The sequence below is a fragment of the Halorubrum sp. Ib24 genome, from assembly GCF_002252745.1.
Taxonomy (GTDB): domain Archaea; phylum Halobacteriota; class Halobacteria; order Halobacteriales; family Haloferacaceae; genus Halorubrum.
In genome coordinates, this window is sequence record NZ_NHOX01000044.1 from 40,024 (window position 1) to 59,327 (window position 19,304).

The window sequence follows — 19,304 nt, forward strand, 5'->3', positions numbered from 1 at the left end:
CGGTGACCGCCGATCGAGGGCCTGTCGTGTCGTCGCTCGCCTCTCCGTGCTCCGCCTCTGGCGACAGGGGCCGTCAAGACTTCCGTCGCCGGTGTCTGACATTGCGTCCTCGATTGGAATCCTCGAGATATCGTTATAGACTCTGTTATTCTTATAAGCAAGCTAATAACAATCGGTGTCATCGACCATGCTCCCCCATGGTAACCGGTGAACCAGGCGAGAAGATATCGCGCCGAACAGCACTTCAGAGAGGCGGTCTCGTGGTGGTGGGGACTCTCGTGGGGCTTTCGTCGATCTCCACGACGGCCGCCGAGCCGACGGAAGTCGACAAATGCACCTCGCTCACCGAACCGGGCGAGTACGTGCTTACCACAGATCTCGAGACGGAGGGTGACTGTCTCACCCTAGGTCCGGGGGTCACGCTCGACGGCAACGGGCACGCGATCTCCGGCGACGGCTCGGGGATCGGACTCACCTTCGACCTCGGTTTTGACGAGAGCGCGGTCGTCCGAGACCTGCGGATAGCGAACTTCGGCGCGGGAGCCTCCGTTAGCACCCCGGGCGGCGAGGTCGCGCTCGAAGAGGTCTCTGTCACGGACAGCTCCGTCGGAGTTCGCGGTGCGCCGAATGGGCGCATCGCGATCCGCGACTCCGTCGTCGCCGACAACGACCTCGGCGTCGGTCCCGGCGAGGGCACCCGACTGTCGATAACGGAGAGCACGCTGAGCGGGAACCGCGACGCGGCGGTGTCCACGGACCTGGGTCACTCCATGGAATTGCGGCGCAGCACCGTCAGCGAAAACGGTGCCGGCGTCGAGGCCGGTGAGGGAACGTTCGTCGACAACGCCGTCACCGACAACGAGGGGTTCGGCCTCCGGCTGATCGGGTTCGTCGGGCCGACGGACCTGGGCTCTGCGACGATCGCCGGAAACGATATCGAAAAAAACGCGGGACCGGGGATCGAGTTCACTTCCTGCGGCGGCGAGGTTCGGGAGAACGCCCTCGTCGACAATCGGATCGGGATCCAACTGTCGGGCGTGACGGAGAGCTTCGGCGACTCGGCCCCCGAGTACGAGTTCACCGCCAACGATATCGCGGGCAACGAGGCGTTCGGGATCCGGAACGAGTCGGAGCAGTCCGCCGGAGCGTCCTGTAACTTCTGGGGCGACCCGACCGGTCCCGACGCGGAGGGGAACCCGACCGAGGAACCGGCGGGCGACGAGGTCGTCGGCGACGTCGAGTTCGTCCCGTGGGCGGTCGAATCCGTCCGGGACGGCGACCCGGTCTGTTTCGGAGGGCAGACGGTCGGCGATCGCTCGGGACAACCGACCGACCCCGACGGGGACGGTCGCTACGAGGACGTCGACGGCGACGGCGACGTCGACACCGACGACGTCGACGCCCTGTTCGCGAACCGGGACGACGACTTGGTCCGGCGCTACCCGGACGCGTTCGACTTCAGCGACGACGGCACCGTGGACGCCGTCGACGTGCAGCGGCTGTTCACGGAGGTGTCGAGCCGATGAGCGCCGCGTCAGCGACGCTGAACACGAAGGCCGTCGCCGTCCTCGTGGCGGTCGCGGTGATCGGAGTTGCCGGCGTCGGTGGGGCCATCGCCGGGGTCGGCCCCACCGGCGGTTTCGACGTCCCGTTCGTACAGGAGGCCGATCCCGCCCCGGCTCCCGAGACGCAGGTCCAGCTCCGGGCGAGCGACTCCACGGTCCGGGTCGGCGAGACGGCGACGTACGACGTGGTCGTCGCGAACGCGTCCGGCGGCGTCGGCGACCACGCCGCCGTCGTCAGCGTCGGCGATCCGAGTGTCGCCTCGATAGCCGACGTCTCTCTCCGTGGGAACCAGTCCGACGAGGCCGCCGGCGTCTCGATCGCCGCCGACGGCTCGTCGGCGAACCTGACGGCCGGACCGACGGACATCGCGGAGAACGGCGGCGTCGTCGTCGCGACGGTCACGGTCAGCGGCGACGCTACCGGGACCAGCGACGTCGAACTGAGCGTCGACGGTCTCGCTACCGAGGCCGGCGACCCGTACAACGTCACCGCCGTGCGCGGCGCCTCGCTCACCGTCGAACCGAACTCGGACCCGGCGGCGTTCCGAGTGTCGAGGCTGAACGCGTCTCACAACGTCACTGAAGGCGAGCCGTTCAACGTCTCCGTCTCGGTCACCAACGACGGCGACTTGGAAGCGACTCAGACGGTCCGGTACGGGCTGGACCTCGACGGCAACGGGACGCTTGACCGCAACGAGACCGTGGCCGCACGCGAGGTAACGCTCGCGAGTCACGACCGCGAGACCGTCACGTTCAGCGGCGTGAACGCGACCGACGTCGACCCCGGATCGCACCGCCACGGCGTCTCCACCGAGAACGACTCCGTGACCGGAGTCATCGGCGTCGAGGCGGCGGAGTCGACCCCGGCCCCCGAGACCGCCGTGCGACTCCTCCCGAGCGGGGTCCCGGCCGACGCCGACGACCCAGACGACGCCAGCGAGACGGTCGACGCCGGCGAGACGACTACCTACGAGGTGGTGGTCGCGAACGCCTCCGGCGGCGTCGGCGCACAGGACTTCCGCGTCGCCGTTGAGGACCCGACTCACGCCACGATAACGGGTGCCTCCGTGTCGGGCGGGGCGTCCGACGCGACGACCGAGATCACCTTCGTCGACGACGGGCACTCGGTGAACGTCACGGCCGCGCTGACGGACACCGCCGACAACGGAACCGTCACCGTCGCGACTCTCACGATCAGCGGTCACGCCGTCGGGACGACCGACATCGAACTGCGCGTCGACGCCCTCGGGACGGAGAACGGCACCGCCTACAACGTGACTGCGGTGACCGGCGCCTCGGTCACGGTGGAGAGCGACTACGACGGCGGGTCGACGTCGGCGGGCGACTCCGACGAGTCGAGCGACGGCGCGTCGTTCACTCCCGACGAGATTAGCCGGGCGAAGTACGGCGTCGCCTTCACGGACCTCGGCAGCGAGACGAGCGGCGAGGTGCAGGCGATCTACAACCGTCAGCCGTTCGCGGGTGACGCCGGCCCCGGCGAGATCGACACCCGGAACGAGATAAGCGAGGCCCGGTACAACGTCTCGCTCACCGAGTTGGATCGCGACGCCGTGATCGAGGTGCAGAACGCGTACGACGCGCAGTTCGGCGCGCTTCCGTCCGACCCGGCGTACACTCGCGACGAGATCAGTCAGGCGAAGTACGACACCGCCTTCGCCGACCTCAACGCGGAACAGACGGGGGAAGTGCAGGCGATCTACAACCGTCAGCCGTTCCCCGGTGACACGGCCCCCGGCGACATCCGGACTCGCGACGAGATCACCAACGACCGGTACGGCCAGGACTTCATCGACCTGAGCCGGCAGACCACGATCGACATCCAGAACGACTACGACGCGCAGTTCGGCGACGCCGAGGAGTAGCCTCCACTCGCTTCTCGCGGCGCCGCGGGCCCGCTCGCGGCCGGCGTCGCGTGGCGTTTATAAGAGCCAAGCGGCAACCAGCGACTGTGGTGGCCGTGACGACGTGTTACCCCCACTGAGCCCCTTGTGACGAGGGTTTCCTACCGAGCCACCACGTTCGACGCGCCGAGCCGCGGCTCTCGCCCGCGGGCGATCACCGCTCCGCCGGGAGCGCGGCGAAAGCGGTTTCGGCCGGGAGCGCGGCGAAAGTGGTCGGGAGCGCCGTCGACGGCTCGCAGTCCCGCGGTCTCGACGCGAAAAAGGCGGGTTCGGATCGGCGACGGTCCGTCGGAGCGGTACGTCGGGAACCCGGGACGCCGGGCGGTCCGAGGTCAGTACGACGCGGCGCGCTTGTCGAGGCCGGCCGCCTCGATGTCCTCGCCGTCGACGGAGGTGCGGAGGACGTCCATCCCGTCGTCGCGGTCGACGTCGAAGTTGCGGGCGTACAGCTCGTCCAGGCGGTCGTACTCCGCGTCGGAGATCGGCGGCACGTCGGCGGCGGCGCTCCACTCGGCGATGTCGTCGCCGTCGCGGAACGTCGGCGTGACGGACGCGACCTCGTCGTGGGCGAGCAGCCAGCGGATCGCGGCCTGCGCCATCGTGCGGGTCCCCTCGACGCCGTCCGGGTCCTCGAGGAAGCGGATCGCCTCGACCTTCTCCCAGCCGGTCTCGTACCACTCCTTCGGGCGGTGCGAGCGGTGGTCGCCGTCTTCGAGGACGGTGTCGGGCGTCACCTGCTCGTTGAGCAGGCCGGAGGAGTGCGGGACGCGGGCGATCACGGAGGTGTCCGAGCCCGTCTCGCGGACGGTGTCGACGAAGTGGCGCCCGGGCTCCTGCTCGAAGAGGTTGAACACGGTCTGGACCGCGTCGAACTCCTCGTACTCGACGGCGGCGTCGCCCTCGGCGAGCCAGCCGATCGAGGGGCCGAGCGCCCAGCCGAGCGCGCGGACGCGCCCCTCGGCCTTCCACTCGCGGAGGAGGTCGCGCACCTCTGGGGTCACCTCGTCGACGTTGGCGTTGTGAAGCTGGAGCACGTCGACGTAGTCGGTGTCGAGTCGGTCCAGCGAGGCCTCGAACGCCTCGGTGAGGTACTCCTCGTTCAGCTCCTTCGGGAGCTCGCCGTGGCCGGCCTGCGGGTTGTCGTAGAAGTCGTAGCCGATCTTCGTCGACAGCGTCACCTCGTCGCGGCGGCCGTCGATCGCTTTCCCGATGATCGCCTCGCTGTCGCCGTGGCCGTACACGTCGCCGGTGTCGACGTAGGTGACGCCCGCGTCGAGGGCCTCCTCGACCATCTCGACCGCCTGTTCGTCCGAGCGGTCGCCCCACCAGTCGGTGCCGACGACCCACGCGCCGAAGCCGATCTCCGAGACCTCGACGCCCGAGTTCCCGAGTTCGCGCTGTTGCATACCCCGATTTGGGGATCGGGACACTTAGCGGGTGCGGTCTCCCCCACGCCGCGGGACTGCGGCGCCGATTCATAAGCGACCGCCGGAGGCGGACGGCCCGATCAGTGGCTCAGCGCCCACGGGTAGCCGCCGGCGTGACCGTCGCTTTCACCTTCGCCGTCGCTCCCGTGGCCGTGACGGTCGTCCCCGGGATGACCGCGTCCGTCGCCGTCGTCCCCGTGCCCCTCGATCGCCTCCGCGTCCAGCGTCTCGTCGACGCGCAGCACGAGCCCCGCGGTCCGGACCGCGGTCTCGAGGCAGCGCGCGGGGACCGCGACCGGCTCGACCGCGCCCGCGTCGAACATGTCGCGGACCGCGCCGGAGCGGGCGACGCCGGCGGCCGTCTCCCCGTCGCGGTGACGGTTGCGGAGCGCGACCAATGCGTCGATCGGGTCCGCGCCCGCGTTCCTCGCGAGCGTTCGCGGGATCACGGTCACCGCGTCCGCGAACGCCTCCACCGCGAGCGCCGACCGATCGTCGACGCCCGACGCGCGGTCGGCCACGGCGCGGGAGACGGCCATCATGGCTGCGCCGCCGCCCGGAACCGCGCCGCCGCCGCGAGCGGCGTGACGCGCGACCGCGAGGCAGTCCTCGACGATTCGCTTCGTCTCCTCGGCGACGTGCGGCGTCCCGCCGCGTAGGAGGAGCGACTCGTGCGACTCGCCCGGGAGGCCCGAGAGCTCGATCACGGCGCCGCCGCCGACCGACCGACAGCGGACCGAACCGACCGCCCCGAGCGCGTCCCGGTCGAGGTCCGCGACCGCGGTCACTGCGGTCGCGTTCGCGGCGCGAGCGATCGCGTCGAACTCGTCCCGTCTGGTGCGCTCGACGGGGAGCACGCCGGCGCGCGCGAGTTCGGTCTTCGCCCCGTGGTCGATCGACTTCTGACACACGAGCACGTCGACATCGCGGTCCGTGACCGACCGAACCAGCCCGCTTCTGCTCGCCCGTTCGTGCTCCCTGACGGCCGCGAGGTCGTCGGGGCTCTCAACGGTCACCCGTCCCGACGCCTCGGCGGCGGGAACGGCCACCTCGCCGTCGATGAGCGCTATCGTCGGGTCCGCGAGCGCTCGGCGGCCGCCGCCCCCGGACTCGCCGACCGTCGTCGACGAGCCGTCGACGTCGACGAGGATCCCGTTCACCCGCTTCGAGTCGGCCAGTTCGCCGCCGGGATACGCGTGGACCGTGAGCCGGGCGGGGTCGCAGTCGACCGCGCGCAGCGCGTCCACCGTGATGTCGGCGAACCGCCGGGCAGACGCCGCGTCCCAGCGGCCCGTGACCGCCGTCGACGCGACCTCTCGGAGCCGCTCGTCGCCCGGCTCGACCGGCACGCTGAGCTCGCGGAGCGCGTCGCGGGCGTGCGAGGCCGCGCCGGCGTAGCCGTCCACGATCGAGGTCGGGTGGAGGCCCTGATCGGCGAGCCCGTCGGCCGCGTCGAGGAGCGCGCCGACGAGCAGGGCCGTCGTAGTGGTCCCGTCGCCGACGTGCCGCGCGTGCGCCTGAACCGCGTCCCGTATCACGCGGCCGATCGGGGCGTCGATCTCCAGCCCGCCGAGGACGGTCGCGCCGGTGTTCGTCACGACGACGCTTCCGCTCCGGTCGATCACCATTTTGTCCAGCCCGTTCGGGCCGAGCGTGCTCCGGAGCGTCGCCGCGATCGCCTTCCCGGGCCCGAGCGGATCGTCGGGTCCCCTTTCGGTGCTCGCTCCCGCCGTCGCTTCGGTCGTGAACGTCATCTCGTATCGTCTCGCTCACTCGAGCGGGTCGTCGGTGACGAGGAGGTCGCCGCGGTCCGCCCGATTGTCGAGGTTACCGGGGGAGACGTCGAACTCGAAGACGCCCTTCGGGACCGCCAGCGTCGAGCACGCGTTCGGAACGTCGACGACGCCGCTCTGGCGCCCCTCGGCGGGGACCGTCCCGAGGATATGGAGCGCCTGCTGACCCGTGTAGCCGAACTTCTTGAGGTAGTCGATGGCTTGCAGACACGCCCGGCGGTAGGCGGTGTGCGAGTCGATGTAGCGCTGCTCGCCGTCCTCGGTCACGGAGTAGCCGCAGAACGTGACGTAGTCCTCGAAGTTGGGGCCGCGGTGGCCGGGTTCGAAGATCGGGTGGTCGACGCCGTGCTCCTCCATGCCGTTCTCGATCACGTCGAACTCCAGGTCGGCGTACCCCGCCATCTCGATCGCGCCGCAGAACGTGATCTCCCCGTCGCCCTGCGAGGCGTGGAAGTCTCCCAGCGCGAAGTTCGCCCCCTCGACGTAGACGGGGAAGTACACCGTCGAGCCGATGGAGAGGTCCTTGATGTCGTGGTTCCCGCCGTGTTCGCGCGGCGGTACGGTCCTCGCGGCCTCCTCGGCCGCCGCCTCCGCCTCCTCCGGGTCCATCTCGCCCATCTGTGCGCCCTCCGTGGTCGGCGGGTTCGCGACGCCCGGCTCCGCCTCCCCGGTCGGGTGGTTCGGGATCGAGCTCGGGTCTTCCTCGTGTCTGTCGATCAGCTCTTGCTCCCGCTCGTTCCACTCCTCGAGGAGCTCCTGACTCGGCGCACAGCCCGCGAGCCCCGGATGGATCTTCCCTTCGTAGCGAACGTCGGGGACGTGCCGCGAGGAGACGGTGTACCCGTTGATCTCCCAGATCGACTTCGCGGCGTCCGGGAAGTGATCGGTGAGGAAGCCGCCCCCGTTCTGCTGGGAGAAGGTCCCGGTGAAGCCGAACTCGGAGCGGTCGTTCAGCGGTCCCATGTCGTGGAACTCGACTTTCAACAGGTCGCCGGGCTCAGCCCCCTCGACGCGGACCGGGCCGGCGAGGTAATGCACCTGCGTCAGGTCCACGTCCCTGACCTCGTTCGGGTCGTCGTTGTCCGATATCTGTCCGCCCGTCCAGTCCAGCGCTTCGAGCCGAATCGTCTCCCCCGGCTCCGCCTCCACGACGGCCGGGATGTCGGGGTGCCATCGGTTGAACGGCTTGGCCGTCGGCTGCTCGTCCGGCGGGCTGTCGACGTCGACCTCGAATTTTACTTCTGGCATGTGGTACCGCGTATCAGTACAGCGAACCGTCTCAAAAGTGTTGTTGAATCAATAATTATGTTGAAAATACATGATCTCGGACGGCTCTTCGCCGCCGATACGTCGCCTCTCGCGAGTTCCGGTCCCGAGAATCGCCCTGTTGCTCACGATCGCCGGCGCGCGGGCGCCACGACCGTCGGTCGCTGAAGCGCGCCCGCCGCACAACCGAATCCCTTTGAAGCACGGCGACGAAGGTGGCCCGATGACAAAGCGACACGTGTCCCTCCCCGACGGCGCAGAGGCCGGGGTCCGAGGGTTAATCGACGAGGTGGACGAGCGGCTCTCCTCGGACGAGGACACCTGTAACGTCGTTCGCGACGTCCTGATCGACCTCCACGGCGACCGCGAGCGCTGGGAGGCGTGGCAGGACGGGGAGTCGGTGTCGCGGGCCGAGCGCGTCCGCCTGCAGGGGTACGACCCGTGCAACGCGACGCTGGAGTCGGAGTACTACGCCGAGAAGGACGAGGACCGCTTCCAGCGCTCGAAGCACCTCCAGTGGCTCTGGCGCCAGTTCGACGCGACGCCGATGGCGGACAACGTCGAGTTCGCGCTCCGGTTCCGCCAGATGCTCGGAAACCACCTGTTCGCCGAGTGCGGGGACGACTGCCGCTTTTTCAAGGGGATCTCCGTCACGTACGGCCACAACATCGAGGTCGGCGACAACGTCGTGATCCACGACGACGTGCACCTCGACGACCGGGGGAAGCTGACGATCGGCGACCGCGCGTCGGTCTCCGACGGCGTCCACCTCTACAGCCACGACCACGACCTCGTCGATCAGACCGAGGTCCGCAACTTCCACACGATCGTCGAGGAGGACGCCCGCGTCACCTACGACGCGATGGTGCGCGCCGGTTGTCGGATCGGCGAGAACAGCGTCGTCGGCGCGCGCTCGGTCGTGCAGGGCGACGTCCCGGCCCACCACGTCGTCGTCGGCTCGCCCGCCCGCAGCGTCCGCGTGAAACCGGGCTGGGAGGAGGCCGCCGCCGACCTGGAGGACGGACGGCTCCCCGACAACCAGGACGAGCGCGAGCTCGAGTACGACCTCCCCGACGACCTCGACCAGTTCGACGAGTTCCAGCGGGACCTGCGGCCGCCGAAGTAGGACCGACTACCGGTGCGTGGCGGTTCGACCGCTCCGGTCGATGGCCCGTACATAACTGATCGAAGCCCGCTGTGGAGCGCCTCCAACGCCTCGGCCGCTCGGGTATACCTCGTTGCTGTCGGAGGGATAGCGAACACCTCCAAAGCCCCGCCCAACACAACAACCGCACCTCACGTCTCCCCAGCCTCGCGGCTCCCTTCGGTCGCCGCGTCCCTCGCGCGGTGCTGTTCGCGGCCGCCGCGGGCGGCCGCGCACAGGCACGCGCCGCCGCGCCGTGCGATTGAGTTATCAATAGCCGTCGAGCGGGTAGCGGTCGGTCACACGGTGTCGGCGTGGTATGTCATCGCTCGCCAGTACCGTTATTTGACAGCAGCGCGTATATCCGAGTGGTGTTGCACACATGACAGGACAACGGATTCTGATGATCGTCGGCGACTTCGGAGAGGACTACGAGATCATGGTCCCGTTCCAGGCGCTGCAGGCGGTGGGCCACGAAGTCCACGCCGTCTGCCCGGAGAAGGAGGGCGGAGACAGCGTCAAGACCGCGATCCACGACTTCCGCGGCGATCAGACGTACCTGGAGACCCGGGGGCACGACTTCGAACTCACTCACGGGTTCGACGACGTCGACCCGGCCGACTACGACGCGCTGGTCGTCCCCGGCGGGCGCGCGCCCGAGTACCTGCGCGGCTACGACGAGGTGCTCGACGCGGTGCGCCACTTCTTCGAGGCCGACAAGCCCGTCGCGTCGATCTGCCACGGCCCGCAGATCCTCGCGGCCGCGGGCGTGCTCGACGGCTACGAGATCACCGCCTACCCCGCGGTCAGGCCCGAGGTCGAGGCCGCCGGCTGCTCGTGGGTCGACGGCGTGACGACGGACGGGAACCTCGTCACCGGGCAGGCGTGGCCCGACCACCCGGAGTGGATCGCGGGGTTCCTCGACCTGCTCGGCACCGAGATCGACCACGACGCGCCCGCCGCCGCGGCGGAGTGACCCGTCCGGACTCCCCTTTTTAATGCGCGACCCACGCGCCGTCGCCGTCAACGTCGCCGCCAACACGAACCAGCCCGGTTTCCGCGGGCCCGTCTACCCGGACGGGTCGTTCGCGTACGTGCCGATCCCCGAGTCGGCGGCGACGCTCCCGCGCGAGCGATTCCCGTCCGACGAGCCGCTTCCGAAGTACGCACCTCGAACCTCGCCTGTCGCGGTGCGCTCCGACTTGCACGCGACGCCGGTCCCTTGGATCCGGACTCCCCGGCGTCCCACGGCCGCGACCCGCGCGACGTAACGTGCGACCCCCACGGCGTTGAAGGGCCGGCCCGGATCGCCGCCTCGCCCCGGGGCGACCTGCTGGCTGTTCTACGCGATCGCTGTCGCTTCGGCCCCGCCGGGGGGGGACGGGCAGGGCCGTCCGGCCACGCGGCGGTCGACGGCCGAACCCCCGCCGACGCCGACCTCGCCCCCGACTGGGGGCGCGACCTTCGCCGTACCGCGTCGAGCGGGTGCTCCGGTCCGGTGACGGCGACCGCTCCGAGACGGGGCGACCGGCGAACGCCGCGGTCGATCGCGAGTCGGCGGACGCGCTAAAGCGCCGGACGCAACGCCCACCTGAAGCGCCGACCCCGGTCGACGCGCGGTCGTCCGTCGGCCGCGACCCGCGGCGTCGGGCCGCTCCGCGCGTCGTCCTGAGGCGACCCGAGCGGGCGCGGACGCGAACCGCCTCGTCACGGCGCTGTCCAGCGACTCGGGGAAGGGGCCGTGGTGGCGACGGCCGATGGCGTTCGCCGCCGACGCGACGGCGACGCTGCTGGAGCGGATAGAGCGGGCCTGAGGCGCAGACATCCCGACGGCGACGGAGAAACGAACAAGTATTGTTGCTATCTCGGATGCGAACCGTTCGCTCACTCGGCCGAAAACGCCCGTGAGACGGCGTTTTGAGCCGATCGACGATCCCGTTTCCGCCGAACCGCCGACCGAACCCGTTCGGCCGCCGCAACATTTGCGCGAAGCCGGTTGCACCGCTCATCCTTGTCGGTTTCCGGAGCTATACCTTACAATAAAACTAAGAAGCATTCGATGTCAGATCTCAATGTCTCCCACGAATACTTCACGTGGAGACTGGTGCAAGACGTCGCGGAAGAGAACGGGTACTTCGAGGACGAGGGCGTCGACGCCGACCTCTCGTACTTCGCGCCCGGGACGCAGGACTTCGAGGGCGAGAACGCCTTCGACGCCGACTGGTGGGACGACATGGACGAGGACGGCGGCACCCACGGCGTCTGCGAGTGGAACGCGGTCCAAGAGGTCTCCGAGACCGACCGCGACATCGTCGGCTCCTACAGCGAGTGGGACCGCGTCGTGTTCGTTGACGCCGACGACGACGCCGAGACCATCGACGACCTGCGCGGTCGCTCCGTCGGGATCAACAAGTACGCCACCTCCTTCTACTCGATGCGCGAGATGCTGGAGAACGAGGGGTTCGAGGACGACGAGGTCGTCCTCGAACACGTCGGCGAGGCGGAGGAGCGCTTCGACGCGGTGAAAGAGGGCGAGGTCGACTCCATCGCGGTGCTGGAGCCGTTCGTCACGCTCGGCCGCTACGACGAGGAGCTGAAGGAGGTGTTCGACGGCCCGTGCCGCGCCGCCATCACCACGCGCGAGCAGCCCGAGCCGGAGAAGCTGGAGGGGTTCCTCGCGGCGCTGAACCGCGCGGTCGCCGACATCAACGACGACCTCGACGGGTACACCGACCGGTACGTCGGGCTGCTGGAAGACGAGGCGGCCGACAAGGCGGCCTTCGACGACGTGAACTTCGACCGGCTCCGCGAGGAGTTCGAGCTCCGCGAGTTCCTCCCCGTGCGCGCCCCCGACGAGGACCGGATCGGCGCGACCACGGACTGGATGCGCGAGAAGGGGTTCGTCCCCGACGACGCTGACATCGGGACCGCGGAAGAGCTCGATGACGAGGGCGTCATCCCGGACGACGAGGCGGCGTCCGAAGAGGACGAGCCCGAGGCGACGGCGGACTGATCGATGTCCCTCGAGTCCCGCGCGGCGGCGACCGACGACGGCGACGAGGAGTCCGCCGTCCGGCCCGAATCCGCGTCCGCGGTCGGCGCCGACGCCGACGTCGACGGCCGTCGCGCGACCGACGCGGCGCCGGTCGTCGCCAGCGACCTCACGAAGCGGTACGACGAGACCCTCGTCTTCGACGGGCTCGACCTCGCGGTCGACCCCGGCGAGGTCTGCTGTCTGCTCGGCCCGTCCGGCTGCGGCAAGACGACCCTCCTGCACCTGCTCGCGGGACTCGAAGAGCCGACCGGCGGCCGCGTCGAGATCGACGGCGACCGGGTGACGGGCCCGGACTACCGGTGGGGCGTCGTCTTCCAAGACCCCCTGCTGTACCCGTGGCTCTCGGTGCGAGAGAACGTCGAAGTCGGCCCGAAGCTCCGCGGCGAGGAGCCCGACCCCGACCTGATCGACGAGCTGCTCGACCTCGTCGGGCTCGACGGCGTCGCGGACGCCGACACCGCGGACCTGTCGGGCGGGATGGCGCAGCGCGCGTCGCTCGCGCGGACGCTCGCGAACGAGCCCGAGGTGCTGCTCCTCGACGAGCCGTTCTCTGCGCTCGACCAGCTGACGAAGATGGAGCTGCAGGACGAGCTGTTGCGGATCGTCGACGAGCTCGGCGTCACCGCCGTGTTCGTCACGCACGACATCGACGAGGCGGTGTACCTCGGTGACCGCGTCGCGATAATGGGACCGGTCCCGGCGGGCATCGAACACGTCGAGCGGATCGACAGCGAGACGCGGTCGCGGGACGACGAGGCGTTCCTCGCGGAGCGGGCGGCGACCTTCGAACAGTTGGAGGCGGTTGGACTCGAATGACGCACGATCATCACACGAACCACGACGACGTCGACCCCGATGTCGCCGAGAGCGCGCGCGAGCTCGTCGGCGGCGCCGGCTGGCGGAACCCCTCGGAGACGGCCCGCACGAGCGGGCTCTCCCGACGCGAATTCATGAAGGAGTCCGGGCTGGCGTCGCTCGCGGCGGCCGGCGTCGGCTCGACGGCCGGCTGTCTCGGGGGCGGCGGGGAGGGCGACGGCCCGCCGACCGCGGAGATCGGCTACCTCCCGATCACGGACTCGGCGCCCCTGCTGACGGGATACGCCAACGACCACTTCGCCGACCACGGCGTCGACGCCGCCGAGCCGAAACTGTTCCGCGGCTGGTCCGACCTCGCGGAGGCGTTCCTCTCCGGCGAGGTCAACGTCGCCCACTTCCTGATGCCGATGACGGTGTGGATGCGCTACGGCGACGAGCTGGACGCGAACGTGCAGGTCGTCGCGTGGGACCACACCGACGGCTCCGCGCTGACGGTCCAACAGGAGATCGACGAGTGGGCGGACCTCGGCGGCGGCACCGTCGCCGTCCCGTTCTGGTACTCGATCCACAACGTCATCCTCCAGATGGGGCTCCGCGAGCACGGGCTCACGCCCCGAACGGACTCCTCCGCCGACGAGGTGGCGGACGACGAGGTGAACCTCGTCGTGACGCCGCCGCCGGACATGCCCGCGGCGCTCGAGAACGGCTCCATCGAGGGGTACATCGTCGCCGAGCCGTTCAACGCGATCGGCGAGCTCGACGCCGGCGGGAAGATCCTGCGGTTCACCGGCGACGTCTGGCGCGAGCACGCCTGCTGCGTCGTCGTGATGCGCGAGGAGCTGGTGCAGTCGCGGCCGGAGTGGACGACCGACGTGATGAGCGGGCTCGTCGACGCCCAACAGTACCTCCGAGGGAATCGGTCCGAGGCCGCGCGGCTGCTCTCCTCGGCGGAGAGCGGCCTGCTGCCGCAGGGGCCCGAGCCGATCGACCGCGCGCTCACCCACTACGACGAGCACGAGCCGTACCTCGAATCGGGCGCGATCCGCAACGAGGAGTGGGACATCGACCGGATCGGCTTCTACCCGTACCCGTACCCCTCGTACACGGAGGAGCTGATCCGTCGCATGCGCGAGACCCGCGTGGAGGGCGAGGACGCCTTCCTCGACGAGTTAGAGCCCGCCGAGGTCGCCGACGACCTCGTCGCGTACGACCCCGTTCGCACAGCGTTAGAAGAAGCCGGCGGCCCGCCGGCGTTCGACGTCCCAGAGGAAGATGGCTACGAGAGACAGGAGACGATACGGTTCTGAGCTGCTCGGGGAGCGCGGCCGCCTGCTGCCGGCGGTCGGACTCCTCGGCGGCCTCGCCGTCTGGTGGGCTGTGACGGCGCTCGGGAGCGGCATCATCACGAACTTCGCGCCGGCGGCGACGGTCGCCGTCCTCGCCGAGCTCGTCGTCTCGCCCGAGTTCTACGACCACGTGCTCGTCAGCGTCTACCGGTTCGGGCTCGCGCTCGCGCTCTGCCTGACGGTCGGGCTCCCCGTGGGGATCGTCGTCGGCTACTTCGAGGCGGCCGAGCGGGCGACCACGGTCCTCTTCCAGTTCTTGCGGATGATCTCCCCGCTGGCGTGGTTCCCAATCGCCATCATCGTCTTCGGCGTGGGGACCCGGTCGGCGGTGTTCGTGATGTTCATGGCCGGCCTCTGGCCGATCGTGTTGAACACCGCCCACGGGATCGCGACCATCGACGACGACTGGATCACGGTCGGCGAGTCGCTCGGCGGCGACACGCGCGCCCTGCTCCGCCGGGTCGTCGTCCCCGCGGTGATCCCGGACATGCTGACGGGGATCCGCCTCTCGATCGGCATCCTCTGGATCATCCTCGTCCCCGCGGAGATGCTCGGGGTCAACACCGGGCTGGGCTACCTCATCCTCGACGCCCGCGACCGGTTCTCCTACGCGGAGATCCCCGCGATCATGCTGGTGATCGGCTTCATCGGCTTCTGGCTCGACCTGTCGGTCCGCCGGCTCCACGCCCGGTGGAACTGGGGATAAGTCGGCGACCGCCGCCCGACGCCCGCGCGCTCCGCGCCCTCTCGCACGTCGATGTCCGCGTCATCCCGCACGTCGATTTATGTGGCACGCTACCGTGCGTCCACACATGACCGACGACGACACCGACGACGCCGGCGACACCGAGGCGGCCGAGACGACGCCGGGCGACGAGGAGCCGACGACCGGCGGCCGCGGCGCGCCCTCGCGGCTCGGCCGCGTGCTGCTCGGGGTCGGACTGGCGGCGCAGGCCTCCGAGGACTTCCGCGACATGGACGAGACGATCGAGTACGCGGAGTCGGCCGGGGTCCCCGCCCCCGACCTCGCGGCCCCGTTCGCGTCGGGGATGATGCTCGTCTCGGGGATCGGGATCGCGCTGTGGCGAGCCCCCCGTATCACGACGGGTGCGGCCGTGACGTTCCTGACGGTCGTGACCGCGACGATGCACGACTTCTGGAACGCCGACGAGGACGACAAGAGCGGCGAGCGGCTGGCCTTCTTCGGTAACCTCGCGATGCTGGGCGGGGCCCTAGTGTTCCTGCGCGAGGCGTTCGAGTAGCGCTCCTGCGTCGCCGTCGCGGCCGTGACGAGAGCGCTCCCCCGTCGCCGTCGCGGTCGACGCCGACCGCCTACAGATCGCCCGCGTCGAGCGGGTCCTCGAGCTGTCCCATCACCGCCTCCAGCGCGTCGGTCGCGGTGAGGAGCCCGACGATCTCGCCGTCCTCGATGACGAGCGCGAGCTCCTGTGACTCAGCCTGGAACTGGTCGTATGCGTCGCTGATGCTCGTCTCCGGCGAGACCGTCACCGGCGGGGCGGCGATCTCCTCGAACGTCGTCGCCCCCGCCCGGAGCTCCTCGAAGCGGCTCACGATCGACGGGGCGTACACGATCCCTTCGAAGTCGTTCGGACCGTCGCCCACGAGCGGGAACCGCGTGTGCGGCGTGTCGCGAATCCGGTCGAGGTTCTCCTCGATCGACGCCGACGTCGACAGCGAGACGACCTCGTCGGCCGGCGTCATCAGGTCCGCCACGCCGAGCTCGTCGACGGCGAGCGCGTTGAGGACCTCCTCGCGGCGCTCCTCGGGGAGCTCGACCTCCTCCATCATCGACCCGAGGCGGTTGCGGAGCTCCGCGCGCGTCTCCAACACCTCGCTTTGGGTCTCGGTCCACGACCCGGTCATCTCGACGCCGAACAGCCCGAGGGTGGCCTTCGCGACCCAGTCGCCGAACTTGATCAGCGGCGAGATGAGCCACGCGAACCAGTACAGCGGCCGCGCGCCGTACCCGGCGACCTGCTTCGAGCGCTCGACGCCGAGGTACGTCGCGGTCTGCTCGCCGTGGGTGAGGTGGACCATGTTGATGATGAAAAAGCCCAGCAGCGACCCGGCGCCCGCTGACGCGAACGCCGTGTTCGCGAATATCGGCGCGAACAGCGCCGCGAGCCCCGGCTCCGCGACGATACCGAGGGCGATACTCGTCCCGGAGATCCACACCTGACAGGTGGTGAGGTAGAACTCCAGGTCGTCCGTCATCTCCCACGCGCGCCGCAGTCCGGGGGTGTCGATCTCCGACTCCGGATACTGCCGGAGCCGCGTGAGGGCGAACTCGACCGCCACGAAGTACGCGTTGATCAGGATGAGGGCGACGCCGGCCGCCACGCGGAGGGCGACCTCGGTCGGCGGCATCGCTGTCGCGAGCGGGATCATCGTTCCTCCGGTCCCGTCGCGACCCTGAAAAGGATTCAGGACTCCCGCCGTCTCGTCGCGACTCGTCGTCCGCCGCCCGCTACTCGTCGTCCTCGTACGTCGAGAGCCCGTCCTCGGGCGGGAACTCCTCGACCGGCACGGTCGTCTCGTCGCCGCTCGCCATGTCTTTCACCGTGTACTCGCCGTTCCCGAGGTCGCCCTCGCCGACGACCACGACGGTCTCGGCGTTGATCGAGTCGGCGTAGCCGAGTTGGGCGCCGAACGAGCGACCGGAGACGTCGCTCTCGACGACGACGCCGTCGTCGAGCGCGCGGAGGTCGCGGGCGAGCGCGGCCGCCTCGCCCCGCGTGTCGCCCACGCTGAGCACGTAGTAGTCGGTCGAGAGCTCCTCGTCGGGCCAGACGCCGGCGCGCTGACAGAGGAGCTTGAGGGTGGCGTGGCCGGGCGCGACTCCGACCGCGGGAGTCGGTTGGCCGCCGAAGCTCTCGATCAGGTCGTCGTAGCGCCCGCCGCCGAAGACCGAGCGCGACACCTCGCCCGTGGAGTCGAAGCACTCGAAGACGACGCCGGTGTAGTAGTCGAGCCCGCGGGCGGTCGTCAGCGAGACCTCGCAGAACTCGCCCGCGCCGAAGTCGTCGGCCGCGGCGAGCACGTTCCGCAGGTTCTCGACCGCGGCCGCGACCTCCTCGCCGCCGGCCTCGGCCACCGCGTCGAGGTCCTCGGGGGCGTCGACGCCCGAGATGAGGTCGTCGAACTCGCGGGCGGTCGCGCGGTCGAGCCCCGCGTCCGAGAGGAGTCCGAGGTACTCGCCGTCGTCGACCTTCGCGCGCTTGTCGACCGCGCGGATCGCCGCGGCGGTGTCGACCGCGTCGGGATCGGCGGCGAGCGCCCGGACGAGCCCGCCGAGGATGTCGCGGTGCGAGACGCGGAACTCGAAGTCGTCGCCGGTGAGCCCGAGGTCGGTGAGCGCGTCGGCGGCGACCGCGAGCACCTCGGCGTCGGCCTCGGGCGCGGACGAGCCGAACACGTCGATGTTCGTCTGGTAGAACTCGCGGAACCGGCCCTGCTGGACCTGCTCGTAGCGCCAGAACGGGCGGGTTGAGACCCACTTGATCGGCTTCGACAGCTCCTGGCCCTTCGCGACGACCATCCGGGCGACGGTGGGGGTGAGCTCCGGCGTCATGGAGACGCCGCGGCCGCCCTTGTCGTCGAAGGCGTACAGCTCCTCGACGATCTCCTCGCCGGACTTGTCGACGTACATCTCCGTCCGCTCTAGGGCGGGGGTGGCGATCTCGCGGAAGCCGTACCGGCTCGCGGCGTCCTCGATCGCGTCGGTCACTTCCCGGCGTGCGGACTGCTCCCCGGGGTAGAAGTCGCGGAATCCCTTGAGACCGTCGTACATACGCGTCGGTTCGGCGAGCGCCCGCTTGAAAGCATCCTTTCGGGGCCGCGGCGGTCGCTCCGGCGGCTCGCCCACCGGCGGCTCGCTCGCCGCCGCCTCGCCTCTCCGGCTACTCCCCGCCGTCGCGCGTCGGGAGGTCCGGCTCGAACGCGGCCGCCTCGACGGCCATGTCGAGGACGTCCTCGACGTTCTCGTCCTCGGTCACGCTCATCGTCGCGTCGACGGACTCCGCCCGCACCGCCTCGAAGCGGTCGTGTTTGTTCGCCACGGTGAGGAACGGGACCGCGTCGCCGAACAGCTCGCGGACCTCCTCGCGCAGCTCCAGCTGGACGTCCAGCGGGTAGCCGCAGTCGCCGGAGGGGTCGAGCACGAAGACGACGACGTCGGCGAGGTGTTCGAGTGCGCTGACCGCCTGCCGCTCGATGTCGTTTCGGTCCTCTTCCGGGCGGTCGAGCAGGCCGGGGGTGTCGACGATCTGGTACCGGACGTGGTCCCGCTCGAAGTGACCGATCTGGACGCCGCGGGTCGTGAACGGGTACTCCGCGATCTCGTTGGAGGCGCGGGTGACGCGGTTGACGAACGACGACTTCCCGACGTTCGGATAGCCGGCGATGACGACGGCGGGCTCGTCGGGCCGGATGTCCGGGAGCACCTTCAGCTGGTCGCGCGAGTCGCCGATGTACCGCAGGTCCTCTTCGATCTGGTCCATCACGTCGGCCATGCGCGCGAACGCCTGTTTCCGGTGTTTGCGCGCGGTGTCGACGTCGGAATTCCGGACTTTCGTCGTGTACTCGTCGCGCAGGTCCTCGATCTGACGGCTGGCCCACATCACCTGCGAGAGCGCCTGCCGGAGGCGGTCGACGTCGACGATGGCGTCGGCGAGCTCGTAGTAGAACGGGTCGACGTCGAAGCCGAAGTCCGGCCACGAGACGACGACGTTCTCCAGGTTGTCCGAGAGGACGTTGCCGGCGGTCCGTAACATCGACTCCTGCGCCTCGTGGCCGCGCTTCGCGCGTCCCGCGCGGGCCGCCCGCGAGAACGCCTTGTCGACGAGTTCCTCCGATCGGGGGGTCGTCGGGAGGCCCTCAAATATCATGTTGGCCGTTCTTGTCCACCGACGCGTATAAGACCGTCCGTTCGGGGACCCGCGCGACACGGC

Annotated in this window: 16 protein-coding genes; 10 read left to right on the plus strand and 6 right to left on the minus strand. The window is 69.8% G+C overall.

What is annotated here, in order from left to right; genetic code table 11:
* The first annotated feature begins 263 nt into the window (after positions 1-263).
* Together DJ82_RS12900 and DJ82_RS12905 are read left to right on the plus strand one after the other, a co-directional pair.
* The gene (locus DJ82_RS12900; RefSeq protein WP_158217309.1) at positions 264-1,526 is read left to right on the plus strand and encodes a right-handed parallel beta-helix repeat-containing protein; all 1,263 of its coding nucleotides are present in this window, start codon (positions 264-266) and stop codon (positions 1,524-1,526) included.
* On the plus strand, positions 1,523-3,448 hold the full coding sequence (locus DJ82_RS12905; RefSeq protein ID WP_094582005.1) for a hypothetical protein: 1,926 nt from the start codon (positions 1,523-1,525) through the stop codon (positions 3,446-3,448). Before DJ82_RS12900 ends, DJ82_RS12905 begins: the two co-directional genes overlap by 4 nt.
* 371 nt (positions 3,449-3,819) lie before the next feature.
* Here DJ82_RS12905 and DJ82_RS12910 read toward each other — a convergent pair whose 3' ends face one another.
* From DJ82_RS12910 to fmdA, 3 genes are all read right to left on the minus strand, one after another.
* Positions 3,820-4,893 carry an aldo/keto reductase gene (locus DJ82_RS12910; RefSeq protein ID WP_094582006.1) on the minus strand — a complete coding sequence of 358 codons (1,074 nt, stop codon included), beginning with the start codon at positions 4,891-4,893 and terminating at the stop codon, positions 3,820-3,822.
* Positions 4,894-4,994: 101 nt separating this feature from the next.
* The gene (locus tag DJ82_RS12915) at positions 4,995-6,668 is read right to left on the minus strand and encodes a TCP-1/cpn60 chaperonin family protein (RefSeq protein WP_094582007.1); all 1,674 of its coding nucleotides are present in this window, start codon (positions 6,666-6,668) and stop codon (positions 4,995-4,997) included.
* 15 nt (positions 6,669-6,683) lie between these two features.
* The gene (fmdA, locus tag DJ82_RS12920; protein WP_094582008.1) at positions 6,684-7,955 is read right to left on the minus strand and encodes a formamidase; all 1,272 of its coding nucleotides are present in this window, start codon (positions 7,953-7,955) and stop codon (positions 6,684-6,686) included.
* A 241-nt stretch (positions 7,956-8,196) separates the two neighbouring features.
* Between fmdA and DJ82_RS12925 the strand changes: the two genes are divergently transcribed.
* The 8 genes from DJ82_RS12925 (at position 8,197) to DJ82_RS12960 (ending at position 15,596) form a co-directional block, all read left to right on the plus strand.
* Positions 8,197-9,099, plus strand: coding sequence for an acyltransferase (locus DJ82_RS12925; RefSeq protein WP_094582009.1), 903 nt, complete (start codon positions 8,197-8,199; stop codon positions 9,097-9,099).
* Positions 9,100-9,499: 400 nt separating this feature from the next.
* Complete coding sequence (locus tag DJ82_RS12930) at positions 9,500-10,093, plus strand: DJ-1/PfpI family protein (RefSeq protein WP_094582010.1); 594 nt, start codon at positions 9,500-9,502, stop codon at positions 10,091-10,093.
* 22 nt (positions 10,094-10,115) lie between these two features.
* The gene (locus DJ82_RS15745) at positions 10,116-10,388 is read left to right on the plus strand and encodes a hypothetical protein (protein WP_394338202.1); all 273 of its coding nucleotides are present in this window, start codon (positions 10,116-10,118) and stop codon (positions 10,386-10,388) included.
* Positions 10,389-11,176: 788 nt separating this feature from the next.
* Positions 11,177-12,130, plus strand: a complete 954-nt coding sequence (locus DJ82_RS12940; RefSeq protein WP_094525858.1) for an ABC transporter substrate-binding protein — start codon at positions 11,177-11,179, stop codon at positions 12,128-12,130.
* 3 nt (positions 12,131-12,133) lie between these two features.
* On the plus strand, positions 12,134-12,988 hold the full coding sequence (locus DJ82_RS12945; RefSeq protein WP_094557616.1) for an ABC transporter ATP-binding protein: 855 nt from the start codon (positions 12,134-12,136) through the stop codon (positions 12,986-12,988).
* Complete coding sequence (locus DJ82_RS12950) at positions 12,985-14,295, plus strand: ABC transporter substrate-binding protein (RefSeq protein WP_094527253.1); 1,311 nt, start codon at positions 12,985-12,987, stop codon at positions 14,293-14,295. Before DJ82_RS12945 ends, DJ82_RS12950 begins: the two co-directional genes overlap by 4 nt.
* On the plus strand, positions 14,261-15,040 hold the full coding sequence (locus tag DJ82_RS12955; protein WP_094582011.1) for an ABC transporter permease: 780 nt from the start codon (positions 14,261-14,263) through the stop codon (positions 15,038-15,040). The genes DJ82_RS12950 and DJ82_RS12955 overlap by 35 nt, the downstream gene beginning before the upstream one ends.
* A 106-nt stretch (positions 15,041-15,146) precedes the next feature.
* A complete protein-coding gene (locus DJ82_RS12960; RefSeq protein WP_094525851.1) occupies positions 15,147-15,596 on the plus strand; it encodes a DoxX family protein in 450 nt (149 codons plus the stop codon).
* A gap of 70 nt (positions 15,597-15,666) precedes the next feature.
* Here the strand turns inward: DJ82_RS12960 and DJ82_RS12965 are convergent, their stop codons facing one another.
* The 3 genes from DJ82_RS12965 to DJ82_RS12975 form a co-directional block, all read right to left on the minus strand.
* Positions 15,667-16,743, minus strand: coding sequence for a CNNM domain-containing protein (locus DJ82_RS12965; RefSeq protein WP_094582012.1), 1,077 nt, complete (start codon positions 16,741-16,743; stop codon positions 15,667-15,669).
* Between the two features lie 79 nt (positions 16,744-16,822).
* The gene (hisS, locus tag DJ82_RS12970; RefSeq protein WP_094582013.1) at positions 16,823-18,145 is read right to left on the minus strand and encodes a histidine--tRNA ligase; all 1,323 of its coding nucleotides are present in this window, start codon (positions 18,143-18,145) and stop codon (positions 16,823-16,825) included.
* Between the two features lie 109 nt (positions 18,146-18,254).
* Complete coding sequence (locus DJ82_RS12975; protein ID WP_094582014.1) at positions 18,255-19,241, minus strand: GTPase; 987 nt, start codon at positions 19,239-19,241, stop codon at positions 18,255-18,257.
* Between the last annotated feature and the right edge of the window lie 63 nt (positions 19,242-19,304).

Bases quoted from the DNA above. Each gene is read 5' to 3' on its own strand.
- DJ82_RS12910 (WP_094582006.1), bottom strand. From the start codon at position 4,893: ATGCAACAGCGCGAACTCGGGAACTCGGGCGTCGAGGTCTCGGAGATC.
- DJ82_RS12945 (WP_094557616.1), top strand. From the start codon at position 12,134: ATGTCCCTCGAGTCCCGCGCGGCGGCGACCGACGACGGCGACGAGGAG.
- DJ82_RS12905 (WP_094582005.1), top strand. From the start codon at position 1,523: ATGAGCGCCGCGTCAGCGACGCTGAACACGAAGGCCGTCGCCGTCCTC.
- DJ82_RS12960 (WP_094525851.1), top strand. From the start codon at position 15,147: ATGACCGACGACGACACCGACGACGCCGGCGACACCGAGGCGGCCGAG.
- DJ82_RS12925 (WP_094582009.1), top strand. From the start codon at position 8,197: ATGACAAAGCGACACGTGTCCCTCCCCGACGGCGCAGAGGCCGGGGTC.
- DJ82_RS12955 (WP_094582011.1), top strand. From the start codon at position 14,261: ATGGCTACGAGAGACAGGAGACGATACGGTTCTGAGCTGCTCGGGGAG.
- hisS (WP_094582013.1), bottom strand. From the start codon at position 18,145: ATGTACGACGGTCTCAAGGGATTCCGCGACTTCTACCCCGGGGAGCAG.
- DJ82_RS15745 (WP_394338202.1), top strand. From the start codon at position 10,116: ATGCGCGACCCACGCGCCGTCGCCGTCAACGTCGCCGCCAACACGAAC.
- DJ82_RS12930 (WP_094582010.1), top strand. From the start codon at position 9,500: ATGACAGGACAACGGATTCTGATGATCGTCGGCGACTTCGGAGAGGAC.
- fmdA (WP_094582008.1), bottom strand. From the start codon at position 7,955: ATGCCAGAAGTAAAATTCGAGGTCGACGTCGACAGCCCGCCGGACGAG.
- DJ82_RS12965 (WP_094582012.1), bottom strand. From the start codon at position 16,743: ATGATCCCGCTCGCGACAGCGATGCCGCCGACCGAGGTCGCCCTCCGC.
- DJ82_RS12950 (WP_094527253.1), top strand. From the start codon at position 12,985: ATGACGCACGATCATCACACGAACCACGACGACGTCGACCCCGATGTC.
- DJ82_RS12975 (WP_094582014.1), bottom strand. From the start codon at position 19,241: ATGATATTTGAGGGCCTCCCGACGACCCCCCGATCGGAGGAACTCGTC.
- DJ82_RS12915 (WP_094582007.1), bottom strand. From the start codon at position 6,668: ATGACGTTCACGACCGAAGCGACGGCGGGAGCGAGCACCGAAAGGGGA.
- DJ82_RS12940 (WP_094525858.1), top strand. From the start codon at position 11,177: ATGTCAGATCTCAATGTCTCCCACGAATACTTCACGTGGAGACTGGTG.